Annotated in this window: 17 protein-coding genes; 3 read left to right on the top strand and 14 right to left on the bottom strand. The window is 46.9% G+C overall.

Translation table 11 applies throughout. The features are described from left to right. Positions 1 to 94: 94 nt before the first annotated feature. From WMO65_RS26705 to WMO65_RS14855, 7 genes are all read right to left on the bottom strand, one after another. Positions 95 to 331 (bottom strand): DUF8052 family protein, encoded by a 237-nt coding sequence (locus WMO65_RS26705; protein ID WP_256157882.1) that lies wholly within the window; start codon positions 329 to 331, stop codon positions 95 to 97. Beyond that, positions 316 to 633, bottom strand: coding sequence for a DUF8052 family protein (locus WMO65_RS14880; protein ID WP_243107816.1), 318 nt, complete (start codon positions 631 to 633; stop codon positions 316 to 318). Before WMO65_RS14880 ends, WMO65_RS26705 begins: the two co-directional genes overlap by 16 nt. A gap of 359 nt (positions 634 to 992) precedes the next feature. After that, the gene (locus WMO65_RS14875; protein WP_052099008.1) at positions 993 to 1,445 is read right to left on the bottom strand and encodes a pyridoxamine 5'-phosphate oxidase family protein; all 453 of its coding nucleotides are present in this window, start codon (positions 1,443 to 1,445) and stop codon (positions 993 to 995) included. Between the two features lie 226 nt (positions 1,446 to 1,671). Continuing rightward, positions 1,672 to 3,144: a sulfatase gene (locus tag WMO65_RS14870; protein WP_033139854.1), complete on the bottom strand. Its 1,473-nt coding sequence runs from the start codon at positions 3,142 to 3,144 to the stop codon at positions 1,672 to 1,674. A gap of 12 nt (positions 3,145 to 3,156) precedes the next feature. Then, positions 3,157 to 4,023: a carbohydrate ABC transporter permease gene (locus WMO65_RS14865; RefSeq protein WP_118743554.1), complete on the bottom strand. Its 867-nt coding sequence runs from the start codon at positions 4,021 to 4,023 to the stop codon at positions 3,157 to 3,159. 14 nt (positions 4,024 to 4,037) lie between these two features. Beyond that, complete coding sequence (locus tag WMO65_RS14860; protein ID WP_118743555.1) at positions 4,038 to 4,922, bottom strand: carbohydrate ABC transporter permease; 885 nt, start codon at positions 4,920 to 4,922, stop codon at positions 4,038 to 4,040. 71 nt (positions 4,923 to 4,993) lie between these two features. Further along, positions 4,994 to 6,289, bottom strand: coding sequence for an ABC transporter substrate-binding protein (locus WMO65_RS14855; protein WP_033139856.1), 1,296 nt, complete (start codon positions 6,287 to 6,289; stop codon positions 4,994 to 4,996). A gap of 281 nt (positions 6,290 to 6,570) precedes the next feature. On the opposite strand from WMO65_RS14855, the gene WMO65_RS14850 reads away from it, so the two are divergent. Then, a complete protein-coding gene (locus tag WMO65_RS14850; RefSeq protein ID WP_158588569.1) occupies positions 6,571 to 8,355 on the top strand; it encodes a cache domain-containing sensor histidine kinase in 1,785 nt (594 codons plus the stop codon). Positions 8,356 to 8,395: 40 nt separating this feature from the next. Beyond that, positions 8,396 to 9,934: a response regulator gene (locus tag WMO65_RS14845; RefSeq protein WP_118743557.1), complete on the top strand. Its 1,539-nt coding sequence runs from the start codon at positions 8,396 to 8,398 to the stop codon at positions 9,932 to 9,934. 30 nt (positions 9,935 to 9,964) lie between these two features. Here the strand turns inward: WMO65_RS14845 and hcp are convergent, their stop codons facing one another. Together hcp and WMO65_RS14835 are read right to left on the bottom strand one after the other, a co-directional pair. Further along, positions 9,965 to 11,557 (bottom strand): hydroxylamine reductase, encoded by a 1,593-nt coding sequence (gene hcp, locus WMO65_RS14840; protein WP_187370662.1) that lies wholly within the window; start codon positions 11,555 to 11,557, stop codon positions 9,965 to 9,967. 70 nt (positions 11,558 to 11,627) lie between these two features. Continuing rightward, positions 11,628 to 12,173, bottom strand: coding sequence for an ATP-binding protein (locus tag WMO65_RS14835; protein WP_118743558.1), 546 nt, complete (start codon positions 12,171 to 12,173; stop codon positions 11,628 to 11,630). A 101-nt stretch (positions 12,174 to 12,274) separates the two neighbouring features. On the opposite strand from WMO65_RS14835, the gene WMO65_RS14830 reads away from it, so the two are divergent. Further along, positions 12,275 to 12,937 (top strand): Crp/Fnr family transcriptional regulator, encoded by a 663-nt coding sequence (locus WMO65_RS14830; RefSeq protein ID WP_033139859.1) that lies wholly within the window; start codon positions 12,275 to 12,277, stop codon positions 12,935 to 12,937. Positions 12,938 to 13,041: 104 nt separating this feature from the next. Here the strand turns inward: WMO65_RS14830 and WMO65_RS14825 are convergent, their stop codons facing one another. The 5 genes from WMO65_RS14825 to WMO65_RS14805 all read right to left on the bottom strand — a co-directional run bounded on the left by WMO65_RS14825 (position 13,042) and on the right by WMO65_RS14805 (position 17,577). After that, positions 13,042 to 14,136, bottom strand: a complete 1,095-nt coding sequence (locus WMO65_RS14825; RefSeq protein ID WP_052099016.1) for a KamA family radical SAM protein — start codon at positions 14,134 to 14,136, stop codon at positions 13,042 to 13,044. A 257-nt stretch (positions 14,137 to 14,393) separates the two neighbouring features. Next, positions 14,394 to 15,032, bottom strand: a complete 639-nt coding sequence (locus tag WMO65_RS14820; RefSeq protein ID WP_118743559.1) for a GNAT family N-acetyltransferase — start codon at positions 15,030 to 15,032, stop codon at positions 14,394 to 14,396. A gap of 186 nt (positions 15,033 to 15,218) precedes the next feature. Beyond that, entirely contained in the window at positions 15,219 to 15,980 is a 762-nt protein-coding gene (locus tag WMO65_RS14815; RefSeq protein ID WP_033139861.1) for a MerR family transcriptional regulator, read from the bottom strand. 62 nt (positions 15,981 to 16,042) lie between these two features. Continuing rightward, positions 16,043 to 17,377, bottom strand: a complete 1,335-nt coding sequence (locus WMO65_RS14810; RefSeq protein WP_148393344.1) for an MFS transporter — start codon at positions 17,375 to 17,377, stop codon at positions 16,043 to 16,045. Then, positions 17,374 to 17,577, bottom strand: coding sequence for an EAL domain-containing protein (locus WMO65_RS14805; protein ID WP_148393345.1), 204 nt, complete (start codon positions 17,575 to 17,577; stop codon positions 17,374 to 17,376). Before WMO65_RS14805 ends, WMO65_RS14810 begins: the two co-directional genes overlap by 4 nt. Positions 17,578 to 17,664 lie beyond the last annotated feature (87 nt).

Below are 17,664 nucleotides of genomic sequence, written 5' to 3'. Positions count from 1 at the left end.
GCAGGCCTGCGCATTTACTGCACTGGCCGTAAGAAAAAGTTCAGCAGCGGGCAAAATTCCTATCACCAAAGGCGATTCTGCATGGATTTTGCTCCTAACTGTGAGGGTACTGAAAAGTTACCATCTTTTTATATCCTTTAATCAAATCCTTTGCCGCAGGATTACCGTATATCCTCCTGTTTTCCATATCAAGAAGCACAAGCCGCTCCTCTGAGAACCCTCTCACGGCAAAACGATAGTTTTTCCGGAACTTTAATTTTTTCAGTGTCTGTAATGTCTCAGGAGATACCGCTTTTTCTGAGACGAACACACCTGTCAGATATGTATACATGTGGTCCTTAACAGGCTCTGCCTCCCCCCCCTGACCAGCTCCGGCTCCATATGCTCCAGGAGCTGCTCCTGGAAACGCAGAAGATCTCCAGCGTGTATCTCCTCCCTGCACTGAAAAAATGCGTGTTCAAAGCAGTGGGCACGCCACAGCTCCGCGCGTTTCACCAGCACATATTTGGCGCTGGTCATGCTAAACCCGGCATAGGCATCATAGACTTCACCGTGAAACTCATACGGCTCCTCCACATCAAAATTCGGCCGGTAAGTATCCATTATTTTATCAAGTACCATCTGTCCATTCATTTTATTCTCCACATGAAATCAGTATACGATTTAAAGTAATATCCTATTAACTTTATAAAGTAATTATAAAATTTGTATAAAAATATAACATTATATTCCCTTTTTTACAACCCCTTTGTTTCATTTTTCATATCTGCCATAACTTATGGTTATATCTTTTCAGCGCACAATAAGCACCGAAAAAAACCGGGAAACCACACTTTTCTATGCGGTATCCCGGTTTTATGCGGTATTTCTGAAGGCTGACGCCTGTTCCCAAACGGCGGTTACATAATCTGCTGCACATACTTTGAACCCTTAACGGACTTCAGCCTACTCTGCTGGAAACAGGGAAGGATTATGCCGGAAACAGTGCTGTCTCACTTGGCCTTCCCGGTTATTTCTTCTATATGAATCTTCCATACTCCCGTTATCTTAAGGCTCCTCGCCACTTCCTTGTCAAATTGTCCCATATTTGCAGGCGTATGCCGTTCACAGAGGATTCTGAGTGCATGGATTTTTTCTTCATCCTCCGTCACCTCACAGATGGTTCCGTTTATGACTGCCGATTCATACAATGTGGTAAAGCTGTCCGTCTGCCTTTCCGTATCACCTACACAGACAAGGCATACCTGCGGATGCCTGTTTAAAATATCTATTTTTTTACCTGCCTTTGCCGTATGGAAATAGACGAAGTCTCCGTCTCTTACAATGGTCACAGGAACTGCATAGGGCATTCCCTCCTGATCTGTCATGGATAATACCGCCCATTCACATTTGTCTGTTACCTCCAAAGCAAATTCCCGTGATTTCTCCCTGTCTTTCCTTCTCATGTGAATCCTCCTTATCTTTTTGTACACAGTTTATAACTGTTCAGCCTTTGGCTGCCCCGCCGGATGCTGCCCTGAGATTTCAAGGCAATTGCAAGACAGATGTGCACAGACCACATAAAATGCAGTCTGTGCACATGCCTTTTTGCTGTAGAATTTTATAACCGGATAGCAGCCTGGCTTTTGTTAGGATGATTCTATCATATTCTCACAAAAATGTGTGATTTTTTTATAGGGAGTCCACCCCTAAACGGATATACTGCTCCTGCGGTGCCTCAGCCTCCTTCATTCCTCTCACCAATTTTTTGCACATTATCATCTCCAGTTTTTCATCCTTCAAAGGATGCATTTGATAGTAGTCCTCCTCCTGGTCAAATAGCTGCGATTCTGAAACAAATGCGATATCTCCCGAATAATCCTCCGGTTTCTTGATTGGTATCTTATAGACCGGATATCTTGTATATGAGAGATATCTCCCCATCTCAATCTCTTCCGCATACTCCTCCCCAAAATAACGCCATACCGTACTTGGAATTCCGCAATACTGGTGAAGAGGCTGGTTCTCCAAGCTCTTAGGTGCCCGGAAATATACATATTTTCCGTCACAGACGTTTACCGCACGTCCGAACCATCCATATATCACCTGTTCTCTGGCTTCTGCTCTGCCATCCATAGTTTTTACCAGGGAAATGCCTTTTACCCGTTCAGGTATCCTGCAGTTGTGATGTTCTAAAATTGTTGGCATCAAGTCTATATTTTGTGTCAGCTGTGTCACCCTTTTCCCCCTGTTCTCTTTTCCGGGCCTCTTCATCATCAGAGGAATATGGGCCATCTCATTATAAGCATGCATAAAATTTTTTCCTGTAAATCCGTGTTCCCCAAGCATATGCCCATGGTCCGTGGTGAGTATGATCAGAGTATCTTCATACAGGCCATTTTTCTTCAGAGAGTCTATGAATCTGCCAAACCATCTGTCCGTCATGGTAAGTGTAGCAAGGTAACATTTTTCAAGATGCGCTACAGCATCAGGCGGTTCTGTAACCGGCGCATAGGAAGACCAGTTAAACTCCCTGCCCTCATAAGTATCGTGGTACATCCTGAGATATTCTTCCGGACAGTCAAAGGGTTCATGTGGGTCAAAGCTTTCCACCATCAAAAAGAAGTCATCACACCCCCTGTTGTCCTCCGCCCAATCACAAGCTGACCGGAAAGTCTTGGGCGTAGGAAATTCTTCCTCTGTCAGGAAACGACTCCGGTTCAACAGATACTGCGGCGATTTCCTCCCATATCCCTCCGGGTCCACCCACGGCTGCCTGACACTGGATACCCAGGCATCAAACTCCTGACCTCTGTGATAGTCCCATGTGTTGAACAGATCACAATAATTTTCTCCCCCTATCTCAAAATAGTGAGTATGGTCTGTTGTAATATGTGTGTAGACACCATTCTCCCTGAGGACCTGGGGAAGCGTGATATCAAAAGGTTCAATACCTCCCCATCCTCTCTCCAGAAACTGCATTCTGCCTGTAAAAATATCACGCCTTGCCGGCATACACGGTGCGGAACCGATATAATGGCTGTCATATATCACGCAGTCTCGGGAGAATCTGTCTATATTCGGTGTGATTCCCACCGCATTTTCATCGTAAGTCTTCAGATACCGCCTGTTCAGTGTATCCATCAAAACAAGAACTGTCCTCAAATCCTTTTCCTCCTATCCTTTGATTCCTGTGGTCACGATGCCCTCCACAAAATATTTCTGCATAAAGATATAGAGCACCAGAAGCGGCAGCATGATAAGTGTCGTAGCTGCCATCAGATAATTCCACTGGGTCACAAATTCCTCCTTGAACACGCTGAGCGCAAGCTGGACTGTCCACATATCCTTTTTAGCTGTTATGATCAGCGGCCATGTATATTCATTCCATGTACTCGTGGTCTTAAAAACGATCAATGTGGCAAATATCGCCTTGCTGAGTGGAATATAGACTCTGACAAAAGTACCGAATCTGGTCAGTCCGTCTATCTTTGCCGCTTCATCGAGCGCCTTTGGAAAATTGAGGAAGAACTGACGGAACAGGAACACACCGAAAGCCCCAGCAATATACGGGGCGACCACTCCCGCATATGTATTGATGAGTCCTGTTCCTCCCTGCCCCAGGATATTGTTGCCGCCTGCCAGCGGAAAGTATTTCATAGCTACAAAATTCGGAAGCATTGTAACCTGCTGCGGAATCATCATTCCCACAAGTGCCAGCATAAAAAGCATATCCCTGCCCTTAAAATTTAATCTGGCAAAAGCATAACCCGCCATAGAATTGATGACAAGGCTGATGCCCGTTGCCACTACAGTGACAAAAAATGTGTTATAGAAGAATCTTCCCCAATCCGACGACTTCATGGCGTCTGCATAATTGGAGAACAGCCATTTCTCGGGCAGCAGACGGAATACAGGAGCTGCAATCTCCGAGGAGGTCTTCAGGGAAGTAAAAAACATGATCAAAAACGGCAGCATGATGACTGTACAGAAAAATACCATTAGCAGGAGCAGCAGCCCCTGTCTCACTCTACTTTTTTTCATTTACCACCCTCCTGTCAAATATCCAGATCCTGGCCCTGGTTGCCGTATTTAAAATTCAGTATTGTGAATACAAACACGATCAGCAGTAAAAATACCGCCTCAGCAGCTCCATAACCCATCTTATATTCTGTAAATGCCCTTATATAAATCTGATGCACAATTGTCGTCGTTGAGTTCATAGGGCCTCCTGATGTCATTACATTCACCTGCTCAAATACATTAAAGGCACTGATCACTCCTGTGATCATTATAAAAAAGGTCACAGGTTTCAGCATCGGCAGTGTGATATGCTTAAAACACTGAATGGCATTGGCCCCATCTATCTTGGCAGCTTCATATAAATACGCCGGGATATTATTCAGCCCTGCCAGGAATAAGGTCATGTAATAACCAATCCCCTTCCAGATGCCCATGACGATCACAGCACCGAGAGCCAGCTTTTCGTCATACAGCCACTGCTGTGCCGAAATTCCCAGCATCTCTGTCAGTACATTGATGACTCCGTGGGTCGGGTCATACATCCACAGCCAGACCATGGACATAGCCACCATGGATGTCACATATGGCATATATATGATCCCTCTGAAGAACTTTGTCCCCCACAGCGCCGCACTTCTCAGCGCAAGTGCCAGCAGAAGCCCCAGTACCATGGTAAAAAACACAGTAAACACCACATATATCAGCGTATTCTTCACTGAAATCCAAAATAAACTGTCTGATATCATAGTCACATAATTCTCCACCCCCACAAAAGAGATGGATTTAAGATTAAAATCCGTAAAACTAAGCCCGATATTCACCAAAATCGGAAACAGCACGAACATCACAAAAAATATATAATAAGGTGCAATGAACACATATCCGCAGCGGTCATCACCAATCCTCTTTGTCCTCCTCATAATCCGTCCTCCCAGCCAAAAAAGCGTAAAAATAGACTGCGGACAAGCATCCGCAGCCCGTTTCACATGATTTATTTTGATATCTCTTTCGTAAGCAGATCATTTGCGTCATTGAGTGCTTCCTGTGCTGTCTTCTTTCCGTTGATGACTTCCTCATATGCCACAGATACGTATTTGTTCAGCTCGCTTACCCACGGTACCGTTGCCTTTCCCTTTCCGTTCTCCACATAATTCAAAATAGCGCTCTTCAGCTCCTTATCACCGGATTCCATATATTTGTCCTCCAGGGATTTCTTGACAATAGGAGTATTGAATGTCTCGGTCCTGTCCCACACTACATCATTTGACATCATATGCTCCATAAATAGCCATGCCTCATCTTTATGCTTGGAACTTCCGCTCATGGCTATGAGCTGATATCCGCAGAAACAGACGCCGTCACCGGAATTCTCATCCTTTTTCAGAATCGGCAGGTATCCCAGTTCCGCGTCAGGATAATTTGCACGGAATGCCTGGATATTGGCAGTGGAGAGATTACTGATCGCTGCGTTTCCGTTTACAAAAGGATGCTCCTCCCCTTTCTGCTGGTCGTGTGGTATAGAGATGTTCATCTGTGCCATTTCCCCAAGGAAATTCAGAGCTTCCACAGCCGCCTCATCTGTAAATGCCGGCTCCCCCTTTTCCTCATCCACCACCTTGGAGCCTGCGGTACGCATATAAGGTTCTGTGAATACAAGAGAACTGTCTATGGATGGGATGTCCAGCCCCGCGAATACAACCTTATCCCCTTCGCGTTTTGTCAGCTTTTCCGCAGTGTCCTTCAGTTCTGCCCAGGTTGACGGCGGATCTTCCGGGTCCAGACCTGCCTCCTTAAAGACATCTTTGCGGTAAGTATAGATCTGCGGATTCGGCAGCACACCCAGTGCCACCTGAGTCCCCTGGTATTTCCCCATCTCGTATGCACTGTCGAACAAATCCTCTTTTTCTTTCCATTTTTCTATATATGGCTCCAACGGCTCAAAGTCTCCAAGAGACCCTCTTGATCCCACCTCCGCCAGGACCACTGCTATCACGTCAGGATAGGTGTCACTGAGCGTCGCTGCATTCAGCTTTGTCTCCTGGTCTGAAATAGTGGTAGACATCCCCGTGGCCTCCACCTTGATATCCGGATATTTTTCGTTAAAAGATTCCACACAACGCTGGGCAAATTCTGTGCTCAGCTGGTCTGTACCCTGATACCAATACTGCAGTGTAACCTGTTCTTTCTCATCTCCCGTCTTTTCCTCCTGGCTCTGTCCGCACGAGCTCAGAAGTCCGGATACGACGATTGCTGCCATAGCAACGCTTATTGTTCTTTTTCCTTTCATAACTTACGCTCCTTTTCATCAACTTGATGATAATATCTTACCAGATGTGATACGGGAATCACGTGAATTTTTTCGGCAGATTTATTCTTATTTTTTGATTGTGCCGTTTTTTCCTACACAGAAACAACTGTTTCGGTAAAATCTTCAGGTTCATTTATAATTTTTTTGGTTTTGTGCATTTTACACAATTTAACAGCTATTTTCATTTGATTTTCGTATATTTATATTATATAATGAATTCGGTTCCTGAAAAGTCGTATTTTGTCGAAAGGGGGAGAAAAATGAAAAACAGCCGCCGGATTTCTTCACAAATTCTATGTATTGTAATCATTGCTTTTCTTCTCTTCTTTCTGTTCACCACCTCCATCATTTCCTATCAATACCGGAAGAATACGTCTGAACTGATCACGCTTTCAAGCCAGCATTCTGTCCAGCAGCTGAATGAGGGTTTTATTACCTTTTATCAGCAGCTCATATATATCATGGTACAGCTCTCTTCCGACAGCACGATAAAATCCTATCTCGAGGAGACACCGGAAGATACTTTCTGTTACTATCAAATGCAAAGATATGTCAATACCTATCTGCAGAGTTATAACGGTTTCTTCAGCTATTCCAATGTAAATATCATCCTATACGGAAAAAACAACTGTACTTACACTACATATAATGAAACCGTGGCCCTGGAGGATACTGGTATTATAGATGAAGATTTCATGCAGAAGGTACAGAAGAATCCTAAAAGAATGGGAATAGACTACTATCACAGGGGCATCACCAGAGAGACCCGGGATAAGTATTATACGTTTACCGCCTGCTCCCTTTTTGATCCGTATTCCCAGTCTCCCTATGGATATATCCTGATTGCCATTGATGAATCCTGTTTTTCCAGCTTATATTTCAATCTAAGGCAGGATGACAACCGCTTTTCTGTGATGACGCATGACGGACTGATCCTGTCCGACTCCGACCCCAGACAGATTGGAAGGACGGACAGAGAACTCCTTGACATCTCCGGTTCAAAAACAGCCGGCATTGCAGTGGATTATCAAGACAAGAAATACATTCCTGTCTCCGCTGAAAATGCTTTTTTCGATGTCAGGATCGTGCAGCTCACAGACTATTCCACTATAACATCAAAAGTATTTTCCAACACCTTGATCGTTGTCTGCATTACCGGACTGATTCTGGCTGCGGCACTGCTCTTTTTAGTCTTTGCCGTGCGGCGTATCACCCGGCCCATACAGAATCTGACAATGGCCATGTACAACATTGACTGGGACAGAGCCTCAAAACGACCTGCTGCTGTAAACTGCGGCGGATGTCTGGAAGCGGAACAGCTTGGTGCCGCATTTGACAAGATGTTCCTGGAACTGGACACATATCTGGATAATCTGGCCCGGGAACAGAACGCCAGAAGACTGGCGGAACAGAATGCCCTCCAGAGCCAGATCAATCCTCACTTCATTTATAACACTCTGGCCTCCATAAAGTATCTGTCAGCAGCCGGCCGCAGCCAGGATGTCATAAGCGGTATCACTGCCCTCATAGATATTCTCAGAAAAACCATTGGAGATACCAGAGAGACGATACCGCTGGAGGAGGAATGTGCCCTGTTGGAGAGCTACTTCAAGATACAGCAGCTCCGATACGGAAACGGCATACGGCTGATGCTTCAGATATCTGAAGACTGCCGTAACTTCCTGGTCCCCAAATTATTCCTGCAGCCCCTGGCCGAAAATGCTATTTTCCACGGATTCACCGATAATAATCCGCTGGGGGATATCAGTATCTATGCAGCCAAGATGGAGGACACACTGATCATAGAGGTCATCGATAACGGACAGGGTATCCCCTCCCATATCCTTGCTACCATACTATCCGATGATGCAGCCCTAATCCGTAATAAAGGGTTCACAGGCATCGGTGTAAAGAATGTAAATGACAGAATAAAACTGATTTACGGCGCTGCCTATGGCCTGCATATCGCCAGCCTGGAAGGCTATGGCACACAGATTACTATAAAACTGCCTCTGATTGAACCCGGTACAACCCACTGTATATAAACTGCCGTTTGGTCACTGCTTTAAAGGGAGGAAACTGGAAATGGAACAGCATCTGACTAAAATATTGATCATCGACGATGAACTGCTATTGAGAAATGGAATTAAATACCTTTGCAACTGGGAAGAAAATGGATTTACCATCGCCGGCGAAGCCTCCAACGGTCTGGAGGCCCTGCACATGATAGAGGAAATACAGCCCGACATCATTTTGACAGATATCATCATGTCTGTCATGGACGGAATTGAATTCACAAAGAAGCTGAAAGAACAATATCCATGGATACATATTATCGTTCTGAGCAGCTACGATGACTTCGAGTATGTGAAATCCCTGTTTAAACTCGGAGTTGCCGACTATCTTTTAAAACCTGCTCTCGATAAGGATGAACTGCTTGCCCTTATGAACAGGCTCAGGTCCGCCTCACCCGGTATCAGAAGCCATGCATCTGCCGCCCAGACATTAAAAGAACTGCTCCATGGCGGTACTCTGTGCTGTCCTGATGCCCTGCAGCGTTTCCGTGATGCGCATACGGATTTCCTGGAAACAGAACCCTATCTTCTTCTAACCGGAAAAATCCTGAGCGATATCTCTTTCTACACTTTGGAAAAAAAGATAGCCCCTGAAATTGCCGGACAGTTTGCCCCTCATTCCCACGCTTTCTGTATTTCCGACGAGGGGTATCTCTGCATCCTTTTGCAGACAGTTCCGGAAAACAAAGACCTGGTGCCCGCTCTGTCAACTGCACTCGTGACAATGCTTGAACGGAAGACAGGCAGAAAAATGATTTTTACCCTGTCCGAACCGTACAATGACCTGTCCTGCACACTCACCAGATATAAGGATTGTATCAGGCTTTTGGAATACAGCTTTTATTTTCCGGAAAGAGAATTACTATACCCTGAGGATATAAAGGCTTCTGCACTTCCATTCCCTCAACAGGAGTATCAGAAAAATCTTGATCCCCTGTATCTCCCCGGGGTCCGCCACCTGCTCAGACAATATGTACGCCGTACTGTAGAAAGCCCCTCCACAGAGGTATTTGTATTTAAAAAACAGATTGAAAGTGCTCTATACTCTCTGATTCTGGCGCTGACTATGGCCGGTTTTGACACTTCCGGCATTAATATGGAAAAAGTGAAATATTTCAAGATGATAGACAAAGCCCCTGACTATGCTGTCCTTGACAAGATACTGGATGACTTCTTCCTGCTTGTGAACAATCTGGTGCAGCGTGAAACTGCCAGACGTGACCTTGACCTTTTTTATCAGATCAAAAGTTATATAGCTGATAACTGCAATCAGGACCTGAAGCTGTCTGATATCGCCCAGGCATTTCATCTGAACTATACCTATCTGTCCACCCTGTTCTATCAGAAGACCAACGAGCATTTTTCGGATTATTTGAACAAGGTGCGTATAGAAAAAGCCAGGCACTTGCTGCAGACACAAAAATTGTCCATCGCTCAGGTCAGCGAACAGGCGGGTTTCATAAATCAGGGATATTTTTCTAAGATTTTCAAAAAATATACAGAAATGTCACCAAGAGAATATCAGAAAATATACCAGCGGGGCAAATGAATGCTCCGCTGGCCCTTATCTGCAGTAAGACTATCCTAAAATCTTCTTCAGATCTTCCTCCGGCGTACTAACAGGCGAAATCTGAAAATTCTCCACCAGATAATTTAACACATTCTCAGAAACAAAAGCAGGCAATGTCGGCCCCAGATAGATATTCTTGATTCCCAGGTGCAGAAGTGTCAGCAGAATGCTCACGGCTTTCTGTTCGTACCAGGAGAGCACCAGAGTCAGAGGCAGTTCGTTGACGCTGCAGTGAAAAGCTTCTGCAAGGGCGACTGCCACCTTGATAGCGCCGAATGCGTCGTTGCACTGGCCCATATCCATAAGTCTTGGCAGACCGCCGATCTCACCCAGGTCCAGATCATTAAAGCGGTATTTTCCGCATGCCAGTGTGAGGATAATGGAATCCTTCGGCGCCTTCTGTACAAACTCTGTATAGTAATTCCTTCCTGTTCTGGCGCCGTCACATCCTCCTACCAGGAAGAAATGGCTGATCTGTCCTGCTTTGACAGCCTCCACAACCTGACCTGCAGCACTTAAAATGGTATCGTGTCCGAAACCTGTAGTCAGTGTGCTGCCCCCGTTGATGCCTGTGAACGTTTTCTCCTCTGTAAAACCGCCCAGCGCAGCAGCCTTCTCAATGACCGGTGTAAAGTCCCGGTCCTCGCCTATATGCACCATACCCGGATAGCTGACAACACCTGTGGTAAATACCCGGTCCCTGTAGCTGTCCTTAGGCGGCATAATGCAGTTGGTGGTAAAAAGCACCGGGGCCGGAAGTCCGGCAAACTCTTTCTGCTGGTTCTGCCATGCAGTGCCGAAGTTTCCTTTCAGATGCGCATATTTTCTAAGCTCCGGATAAGCATGGGCAGGAAGCATCTCTCCATGTGTATAGATGTTGACGCCTTTACCCTCTGTCTGCTCAAGAAGCAGTTTCAGATCCCTCAGGTCATGACCTGAAATGACGATAAACGGGCCTTTCTCCACTTTCATCTCCACTTTAGCCGGCGCAGGAATTCCGTAAGTCTCTGTGTTTGCCCTGTCAAGCAGCTCCATGCATCGGAAATTCACTGCGCCTGCCTCCATAACAAGAGGGAGCAGATTGTCCATATCCCTGTCCTCCCCAATGGCAGCCATCCCCTTGTAGAAAAATGCATTTACCTGTTCATCCGTATAACCCAGTACCATAGCGTGATAAGCATAAGCCGCTGTTCCTCTGAGTCCGAAAAGCAGGAGAGATTTCAGGGAACGGATATCCTCCTGGTCTTTCCAGAGCATCTCCATGGGATAGTCTGATGTGCGGCCGCAGGGTTCCTGGCAGGAATTACAGCCGGGTACATATTTTTCCTTCTCCTGATGCACGGAAGCGATCTGTTTTTTCAGGGATTCATCATCAAAATTAACATTTGTAAGGGTTGCAAAAAGTCCTTCCATCATCAGACGGTCTGTCTCCGGTTCTGCCTTATCCTCTCCCACGGCATGTGCAAGTCCAATCAGGGCGCCTGTCAGCTCGTCCTGAAGCTTTGCAGTGGTTTCCTGCTTGCCGCACACTCCTCTGTTTCCTTTACATCCGCTGCATCCTGCAGTCTGCTCACACTGAAAACAAAACATTTTTTCTTCCATAATTGATTTCCTCTCTTTTCTTAACTTTTTTATTTGTACAGCACTTTTTCCATTCAATACCGCATAACTGCTATATCAAATCTCCCTGTGTCGTTACTGTTACCACCTGAAATGGTATTTCCTGTTCTGATCTTGAAAGGGCATTTTTCACTGCGCGCTCGATTCCGCCGCAGCATGGAACCTCCATACGCACCACTGTTACACTTTTTATATCATTTATCCCCAGGATCTCCCCCAGTTTTTCGGAGTAATCCACACTGTCCAGCTTCGGGCACCCGATCAGAACCACTCTGTCTTTCATAAACTCCCGGTGGAATCCCGCATAGGCATAAGCCGTACAGTCAGCCGCGATCAGCAGGTCGGCCCCTTTAAAAAAGGACGCTGCCGGAGATACCAGTTTTATCTGTACGGGCCAGGGGCGGGAGCCGCTCTCCTCAAAGGCTATGGCCCCTGTGGGACATACCGGAAGGCAATCTCCGATGCCGTCGCATAATTCTTTTTTCAAAAGCTTTGCCTTTCCGTTCACCATACCGATGGCACCCTCATGACAGGCACTTGCGCACAGCCCGCAGCCGTTGCATTTGCTCTCATCTATCTGAACCAGTTTTCTTGCCATTGCAATTCCTCCTCTGTTCTTGTCTTTTCATGGATAATATACTATAATTAAAAAAATCATTCTGTTGTAGGTACAACAAATAAGAAAGGATTCTAACATTTATGAGTGAATTTCCCGTAAAAGAATTAAAACACTCCCCATTATTCAGAGGAATCACCGAGGATGAACTCACCGCCATGCTGGACTGCCTGTCGGGAAGTATCCGCCAATATAAAAAGGACGCCTCCATCTTCCGGTGGGGTGACCGAATCTCACAGATTGGACTTATCCTGAAAGGTAATGTACACATAGTCAGGGAAAGCTACTGGGGAAAGGAATCTCTTCTGGCCAGACTCGGCCCGGGGGACCTGTTCGGTGAAACCTATGCCTGTGTTCCTCAGGCAACCTTTGACGGGACAGCGCTTGCCGCTGCTGATACGGAGATCCTGTTTCTGGATCTGAAGCGCGTGCTGACCACCTGTTCCTCTGCATGCCGCTTTCATACCAAACTTATTCAGAATCTGCTGGGCGTTCTGGCGGAAAAAAATCTGCATTTCTCCCGGAAAATAGACTGCCTGACGCCGCACACCATCCGTGCCAAACTGCTGGAGTATTTTTCCCAGCAGATGAGGCTTCAGAGCTCCAAAAAATTTACCATTCCCTTTAACAGACAGCAGCTCGCTGACTATCTGTCCGTTGACAGAAGCTCCATGACCGTTGAATTATATAAAATGAAGGATGAGGGGCTGATTGACTTTGATAAAAATAATTTTACGGTCTGCTGAGATTCCCTTTTGCGGCACAGGTACAAAAAAACTGCCATAAAATGAAAAATAAACTTTCACATTTTATGGCAGCTTTACTGCTGTACGTTTCCGTTTTTTCTTTTTTAATCCAGCCAGCACTGTCCCTCACCGATTTTGCTGGTGAAGATACGTCCTCTGTCCTTCTCGTACTTTGCCTGATGATACTTGAACAGCATATTGCCGTCCCCTGTCTCACCCAGAATCTCAATCTTGCCCGTCACATGGGAAAGGACATAGCGGAAGCATTTTCCCTGGCCGCTCTGCATCTGTTTTGCACCTTCCACTACACGGTAAGCTTCATGGAGAGGTACCTGGAACTGGCTGTGTACGCCTGTTACCGGCCTGCACTGGAATACGTAGTAGGGAATAATCCCCATGGCTGTAGTTTCCTGCAGAAGTTTTCCCAGAACCTCCGGCCTGTCATTCACCCCTTTTAACAGCACGGTCTGGTTTTTCACCACGATCCCCGCACGCATCAGTGTATGTACTGCTTCCCTGGCCTCAGAGGTCAGTTCATTGGGATGATTGAACTGGGTCACAACGTAGATCTGTATTTTCTTTCCATACTCTGTCAGCATGTCCACCAGTTCAGGGTCTGTTGTGATCCTCTGGGGAAGCACTACCGGTGTCCTGCTGCCGAAGCGGAGCAGGTTCAGATGTTCAATCCCTGAAAACTCCTCCAGATACTTTCTGATGGTCCCGTTGCTGTTGAGGAATGCATCACCGCCGGACACAAGTACATTGTTGATCTCCTTGTGCTCCCGCACATACTGTGCCATATCACTGATATACTCCGCGATCTCATCCCCTGACAGGCCCACAAGACGCTTGCGGAAACAGTGGCGACAGTACATGGCGCACTGGTTTGTGGAGAGTATCAGCACTGTGGCATCGTACTTATGCTGCATTCCTGTCATGACAGTGTTGTCGTGTTCACCGCTGGTATCCATCTCACCCCCTGCTTTCAGCTCCGCGTCCGCCGGGATGCAGAGTTTCCTCACAGGGTCCTCCGGGTCATTTTCATCCACCAGAGACAGGTAATAAGGATTCACAAACATGGGAAACATATCCTGAATCTTACAAAGCGCAGGGAGTTCCTCCTCCGTTATATGCAGGCGTCCTGCAAGCTCCCTGACATCATCGTATCCGTTATCCAATAACTCTTTCCAATCTGTCATAATCATGTCTCCCCTTTCATCTTCCTGACAGCCGAATGCTGCCTTTTATCACATTGTAAACACTGTATAAAAGTATTGTACTAAATTTCTTTTAAGATTTCATCTATTTTCCTTTAATTTTTATGCAATATTTACAAAATGTTTATATTTTCCTGCATGATTATGGCAAAAGTACCGTTTTTCAACGGTCTGTTACGCCCGCCGGACCATGGTTCCTTCCCCGTAAATGTCCCGCGCCCGGTAAACTGAAAGCCGGCCTAAAAGTTATATTCATATAAATACATCTCCAGTCGGAACCTCTGTCCGCCCGGGCTTACCAGCAGTTCTCGGCAGTCCAGGCGCTCAAATTCCTGACTTTCATAGAATTTATAGTTACAGGTATTATCCGTATAGACATAAATGCTCTCCGCGCTTTTTGCCCGGAAATAGCCTCTTAACTGTCCCCACAGTTCTTTTCCCACACCGCAGCCCCTGACTGCCTTTGACACGGCAAAGAACACCACCTCACCGTCAAATTTCTTTCCGCAGCTCTCCAGCATATCCCTGTCCGTTTTCTCAAATCCCCGGAACTGCTTTGCCACTTTCCTTCCGTCTCTGGCCATCATCAGCCTCAGGCCGCTGAAAAAACTGCTTATATGCATTCCCGGATTCATTTTCCTGTCCTTCCCGTATTGTCCCACAATGATTCCCACGACCCTGTCCCTGCAGACTGCCACCCTGGCATAGGTTTTCTGTGCCAGACAGCCCCGCAGATATACCTTTGCCATCTGTTTTGCCGTGGACGGCCTGTCGCAGATACTGTCATAGTTCCATGTGTCTCTGATAATCTTCTCGATATAGGGATAATCCTTTCTCTCCAGATCCCTGTATGTTACATTCAGCTTTCTCTGTTTCATCTTTCCACCTCATTAAGTGCCGCACCCGTTTTTTCCGGTACCCGGCTTTTTTGCTGTTATATGACATTCTAAATGATACAGCTACTGTAAGGTCAAGAAAAAAACTATGAAAAATGCATGAACGTAACGTAAAAAGGCATGGAGCCCGGCTATACCGCCGGGCCCATACCCTTATCCCACTTTCTCTCAGGAACAGTAAATGTTCAGCGCATCTCTGAGAAATTCCGCCGCTCCGTCCTGAACCTTGTCGTAATATGCCTTAAACCTCTCATCCGCGGCGTACATCTCACCCATCTCTCTGTGAGCCTCCCTGGAATACGCGCCGTCTCCCCAGAACATGCAGAGCCACTGTCTGTGCAGGTCGCAGGCCTTCTGCGCAGTCTCTCCTGCGGGACTGCCGTCCTCCATGGCTGCCTTCAGGGTTTCCAGGATCTCCTTACTCAGCTCCTCCTGTCTGTTCCACTCTTCCCGGCTCATACCTGCAAGCCTTTCGTTGGATGCATCAACAGCATCCTCCCCATAGGCCTTCCGCACCTCCCTGCCGTATTTTTCTTCATTTTCCTTTATCAGATCACGTTTAAATCCTTCAAATTTTTCTTCGTCACTCATCATCGCTCTTCCTTTCATAGAATCCAGAGTCTTCTTTACATTTGATATGAGAATCTCTGTCTGCCTTTTTTTCTGCAGAAGGGCTGTAAGATGGTCCTCCAGAGCCTTTTCCCTGTCAAATCCGGGATTTTTTATGATCTCCCTGATTTCCTCCAGCGGCAGGCCCAGCTCCCGGTAGAACAGGATCTGCTGCAGCAGATCCACCTGCATCTGCCCGTAGATGCGGTAGCCGTTTGGATTTACCCGTTCGGGCCTGAGTAATCCAATCTCGTCGTAATACCTGAGCGTACGCTTGCTGACTCCGGATATCTGTGCCAGCCGGTTCACTGTATATTCCATCTTTCCACCTCCTTCACCTGAAAGGATAAGGGTTTACGCAGCGTAAATGTCAATACTTTTTTTCAGGTAATTTTATTTCTTCTGTTTTCCAGGGCGTTTACCATGGCTCCATGCTTCTTATCCAGGTCAAAGAACAGGGCTGCCAGTATCCCCAGGCCGGAAAGGAGCACGGGGATCCAGAAAACATTTCCCTTGATGGCTGCCAGCGCTCCTGCTGACTGCACACCGCCCGCCGCATAACCTCCCGCCCCTAAAACAATGGAAGAGATAATGGGCGCAAAGGCGATTCCCAGCTTATTGGTGCACATCATCACAGATGTCATGATTCCCTGGGGACGTTCCCCTGTCAGGTACTCCACCTCATCCATGGTATCAGAGCACGCAGAGTACAGCGGCCCTGTACAGAGATTGGAGGCCACGCCGCAGAGGAAGTTGAACACGACCTGTCCCGCTACATTGCTGCCGGAAGCAGCCATGCCCAGTATGGAAAGTATCATGCCCAGACTTCCAAGCACCATGCATTTCCGGTTTCCCACCCGGTCCAGTACCTGTCCGATGAACGGCGAGCTGACCAGCATGGAAATAGGTGACATGGCAAGAAGCAGGGTTGCCAGGTCTTCATTTTCCAGCACATATCTGGCATAGTAGACGATTCCGGAAGTCCGCAGCGTAAGCGCGCAGGTGATGAGAAGTGCGACCACACACAGAGCCATCCAGGAACGGCTTCTGACCGCATAGCGCAGCTCGTCCGTGATCTTCACCTTGTCACTCTGCACGGCGATCCTCTCCCGGCATTGTACAGTACAGTTCATAAGAAACACTGCACTGATCACCGCAAATACAAGTCCCGTAAAAATATACCCTTTTCTGCCGCCCCCCAGAAGCGCTACAAGGGGAAGGGTACAGGCATTGGATATCATGGTTCCCACCCCGATCCCCATAAGCTTGTAATTATTGATGCTTCTCCTCTGCTTCACATTTCCGGTCATCATGGACAGAAGCGTCCCGTAAGCCGTGTTGTTCACCGCATACAGCACACAGAATGTCAGATAGGTAAAAAAAGCGAACGCCGTCTTTCCCGCTGCCGATACATCCGGTACCGCGAACATCAGAAAGAAAAACAGCATGAGCGGTATGGTCGTTGCATACAGAAAAGGCTTTGTCCTGCCCAGCCGCGAGTGTACTTTGTCAATCGCCACGCCGGTAGCGAGATTGGCAAATGCCTCTATGATTCTGGCCGCACCCAGAATAAGCCCCACTGCAGCCACAGAGATGCCCACTGTGTCTGTGTAATAATAGGACAGGTACGCCGACGTAACCCCAAAAGTAACGCAGTTGGCAACATCGCCGCCGCCGAAACTCAGCTTCTCCATTGTTGTAAGCTGTCTCATTGTCATGGTTGAATCCCCCGTATCATTTCCTGTTTTGCCTGCGCATTCCTGATAAAAGCAAAGGCCTCCTCCTCCGGAAGCGGTTTTGTAAAATAAAAACCCTGGATGTAATCAATCCCGCAGCTTTTTACAAACGCCTCCTGCTGGGCATTCTCCACTCCCTCCGCAAGAACCTGGAGCCCCATCTCGTGAAAAACAGTTGACAGGCTCTTAACCTGATATGCCCCCTGTCAAGTAGACAGGTTAAATATCTAAAATGAAATGCAGATGAACGATCACACAGATTTGTGTGG

This window comes from Blautia caccae, assembly GCF_040095955.1.
Lineage (GTDB): Bacteria > Bacillota > Clostridia > Lachnospirales > Lachnospiraceae > Blautia > Blautia celeris.
The sequence above is the reverse complement of the archived record's forward strand: the minus strand, read 5'-3'. Positions and strand labels throughout refer to the sequence as shown.

Excerpts from the sequence above, each read along its gene's own strand:
- WMO65_RS14880 (WP_243107816.1), bottom strand. The coding sequence starts at position 633 with ATGAATGGACAGATGGTACTTGATAAAATAATGGATACTTACCGGCCG.
- hcp (WP_187370662.1), bottom strand. The coding sequence starts at position 11,557 with ATGGAAGAAAAAATGTTTTGTTTTCAGTGTGAGCAGACTGCAGGATGC.
- WMO65_RS14830 (WP_033139859.1), top strand. The coding sequence starts at position 12,275 with ATGAGTGAATTTCCCGTAAAAGAATTAAAACACTCCCCATTATTCAGA.
- WMO65_RS14845 (WP_118743557.1), top strand. The coding sequence starts at position 8,396 with ATGGAACAGCATCTGACTAAAATATTGATCATCGACGATGAACTGCTA.
- WMO65_RS14820 (WP_118743559.1), bottom strand. The coding sequence starts at position 15,032 with ATGAAACAGAGAAAGCTGAATGTAACATACAGGGATCTGGAGAGAAAG.
- WMO65_RS14860 (WP_118743555.1), bottom strand. The coding sequence starts at position 4,922 with ATGAGGAGGACAAAGAGGATTGGTGATGACCGCTGCGGATATGTGTTC.
- WMO65_RS14850 (WP_158588569.1), top strand. The coding sequence starts at position 6,571 with ATGAAAAACAGCCGCCGGATTTCTTCACAAATTCTATGTATTGTAATC.
- WMO65_RS14810 (WP_148393344.1), bottom strand. The coding sequence starts at position 17,377 with ATGACAATGAGACAGCTTACAACAATGGAGAAGCTGAGTTTCGGCGGC.
- WMO65_RS14815 (WP_033139861.1), bottom strand. The coding sequence starts at position 15,980 with ATGGAATATACAGTGAACCGGCTGGCACAGATATCCGGAGTCAGCAAG.
- WMO65_RS14865 (WP_118743554.1), bottom strand. The coding sequence starts at position 4,023 with ATGAAAAAAAGTAGAGTGAGACAGGGGCTGCTGCTCCTGCTAATGGTA.
- WMO65_RS14835 (WP_118743558.1), bottom strand. The coding sequence starts at position 12,173 with ATGGCAAGAAAACTGGTTCAGATAGATGAGAGCAAATGCAACGGCTGC.
- WMO65_RS14855 (WP_033139856.1), bottom strand. The coding sequence starts at position 6,289 with ATGAAAGGAAAAAGAACAATAAGCGTTGCTATGGCAGCAATCGTCGTA.
- WMO65_RS14875 (WP_052099008.1), bottom strand. The coding sequence starts at position 1,445 with ATGAGAAGGAAAGACAGGGAGAAATCACGGGAATTTGCTTTGGAGGTA.
- WMO65_RS14825 (WP_052099016.1), bottom strand. The coding sequence starts at position 14,136 with ATGACAGATTGGAAAGAGTTATTGGATAACGGATACGATGATGTCAGG.
- WMO65_RS26705 (WP_256157882.1), bottom strand. The coding sequence starts at position 331 with ATGTATACATATCTGACAGGTGTGTTCGTCTCAGAAAAAGCGGTATCT.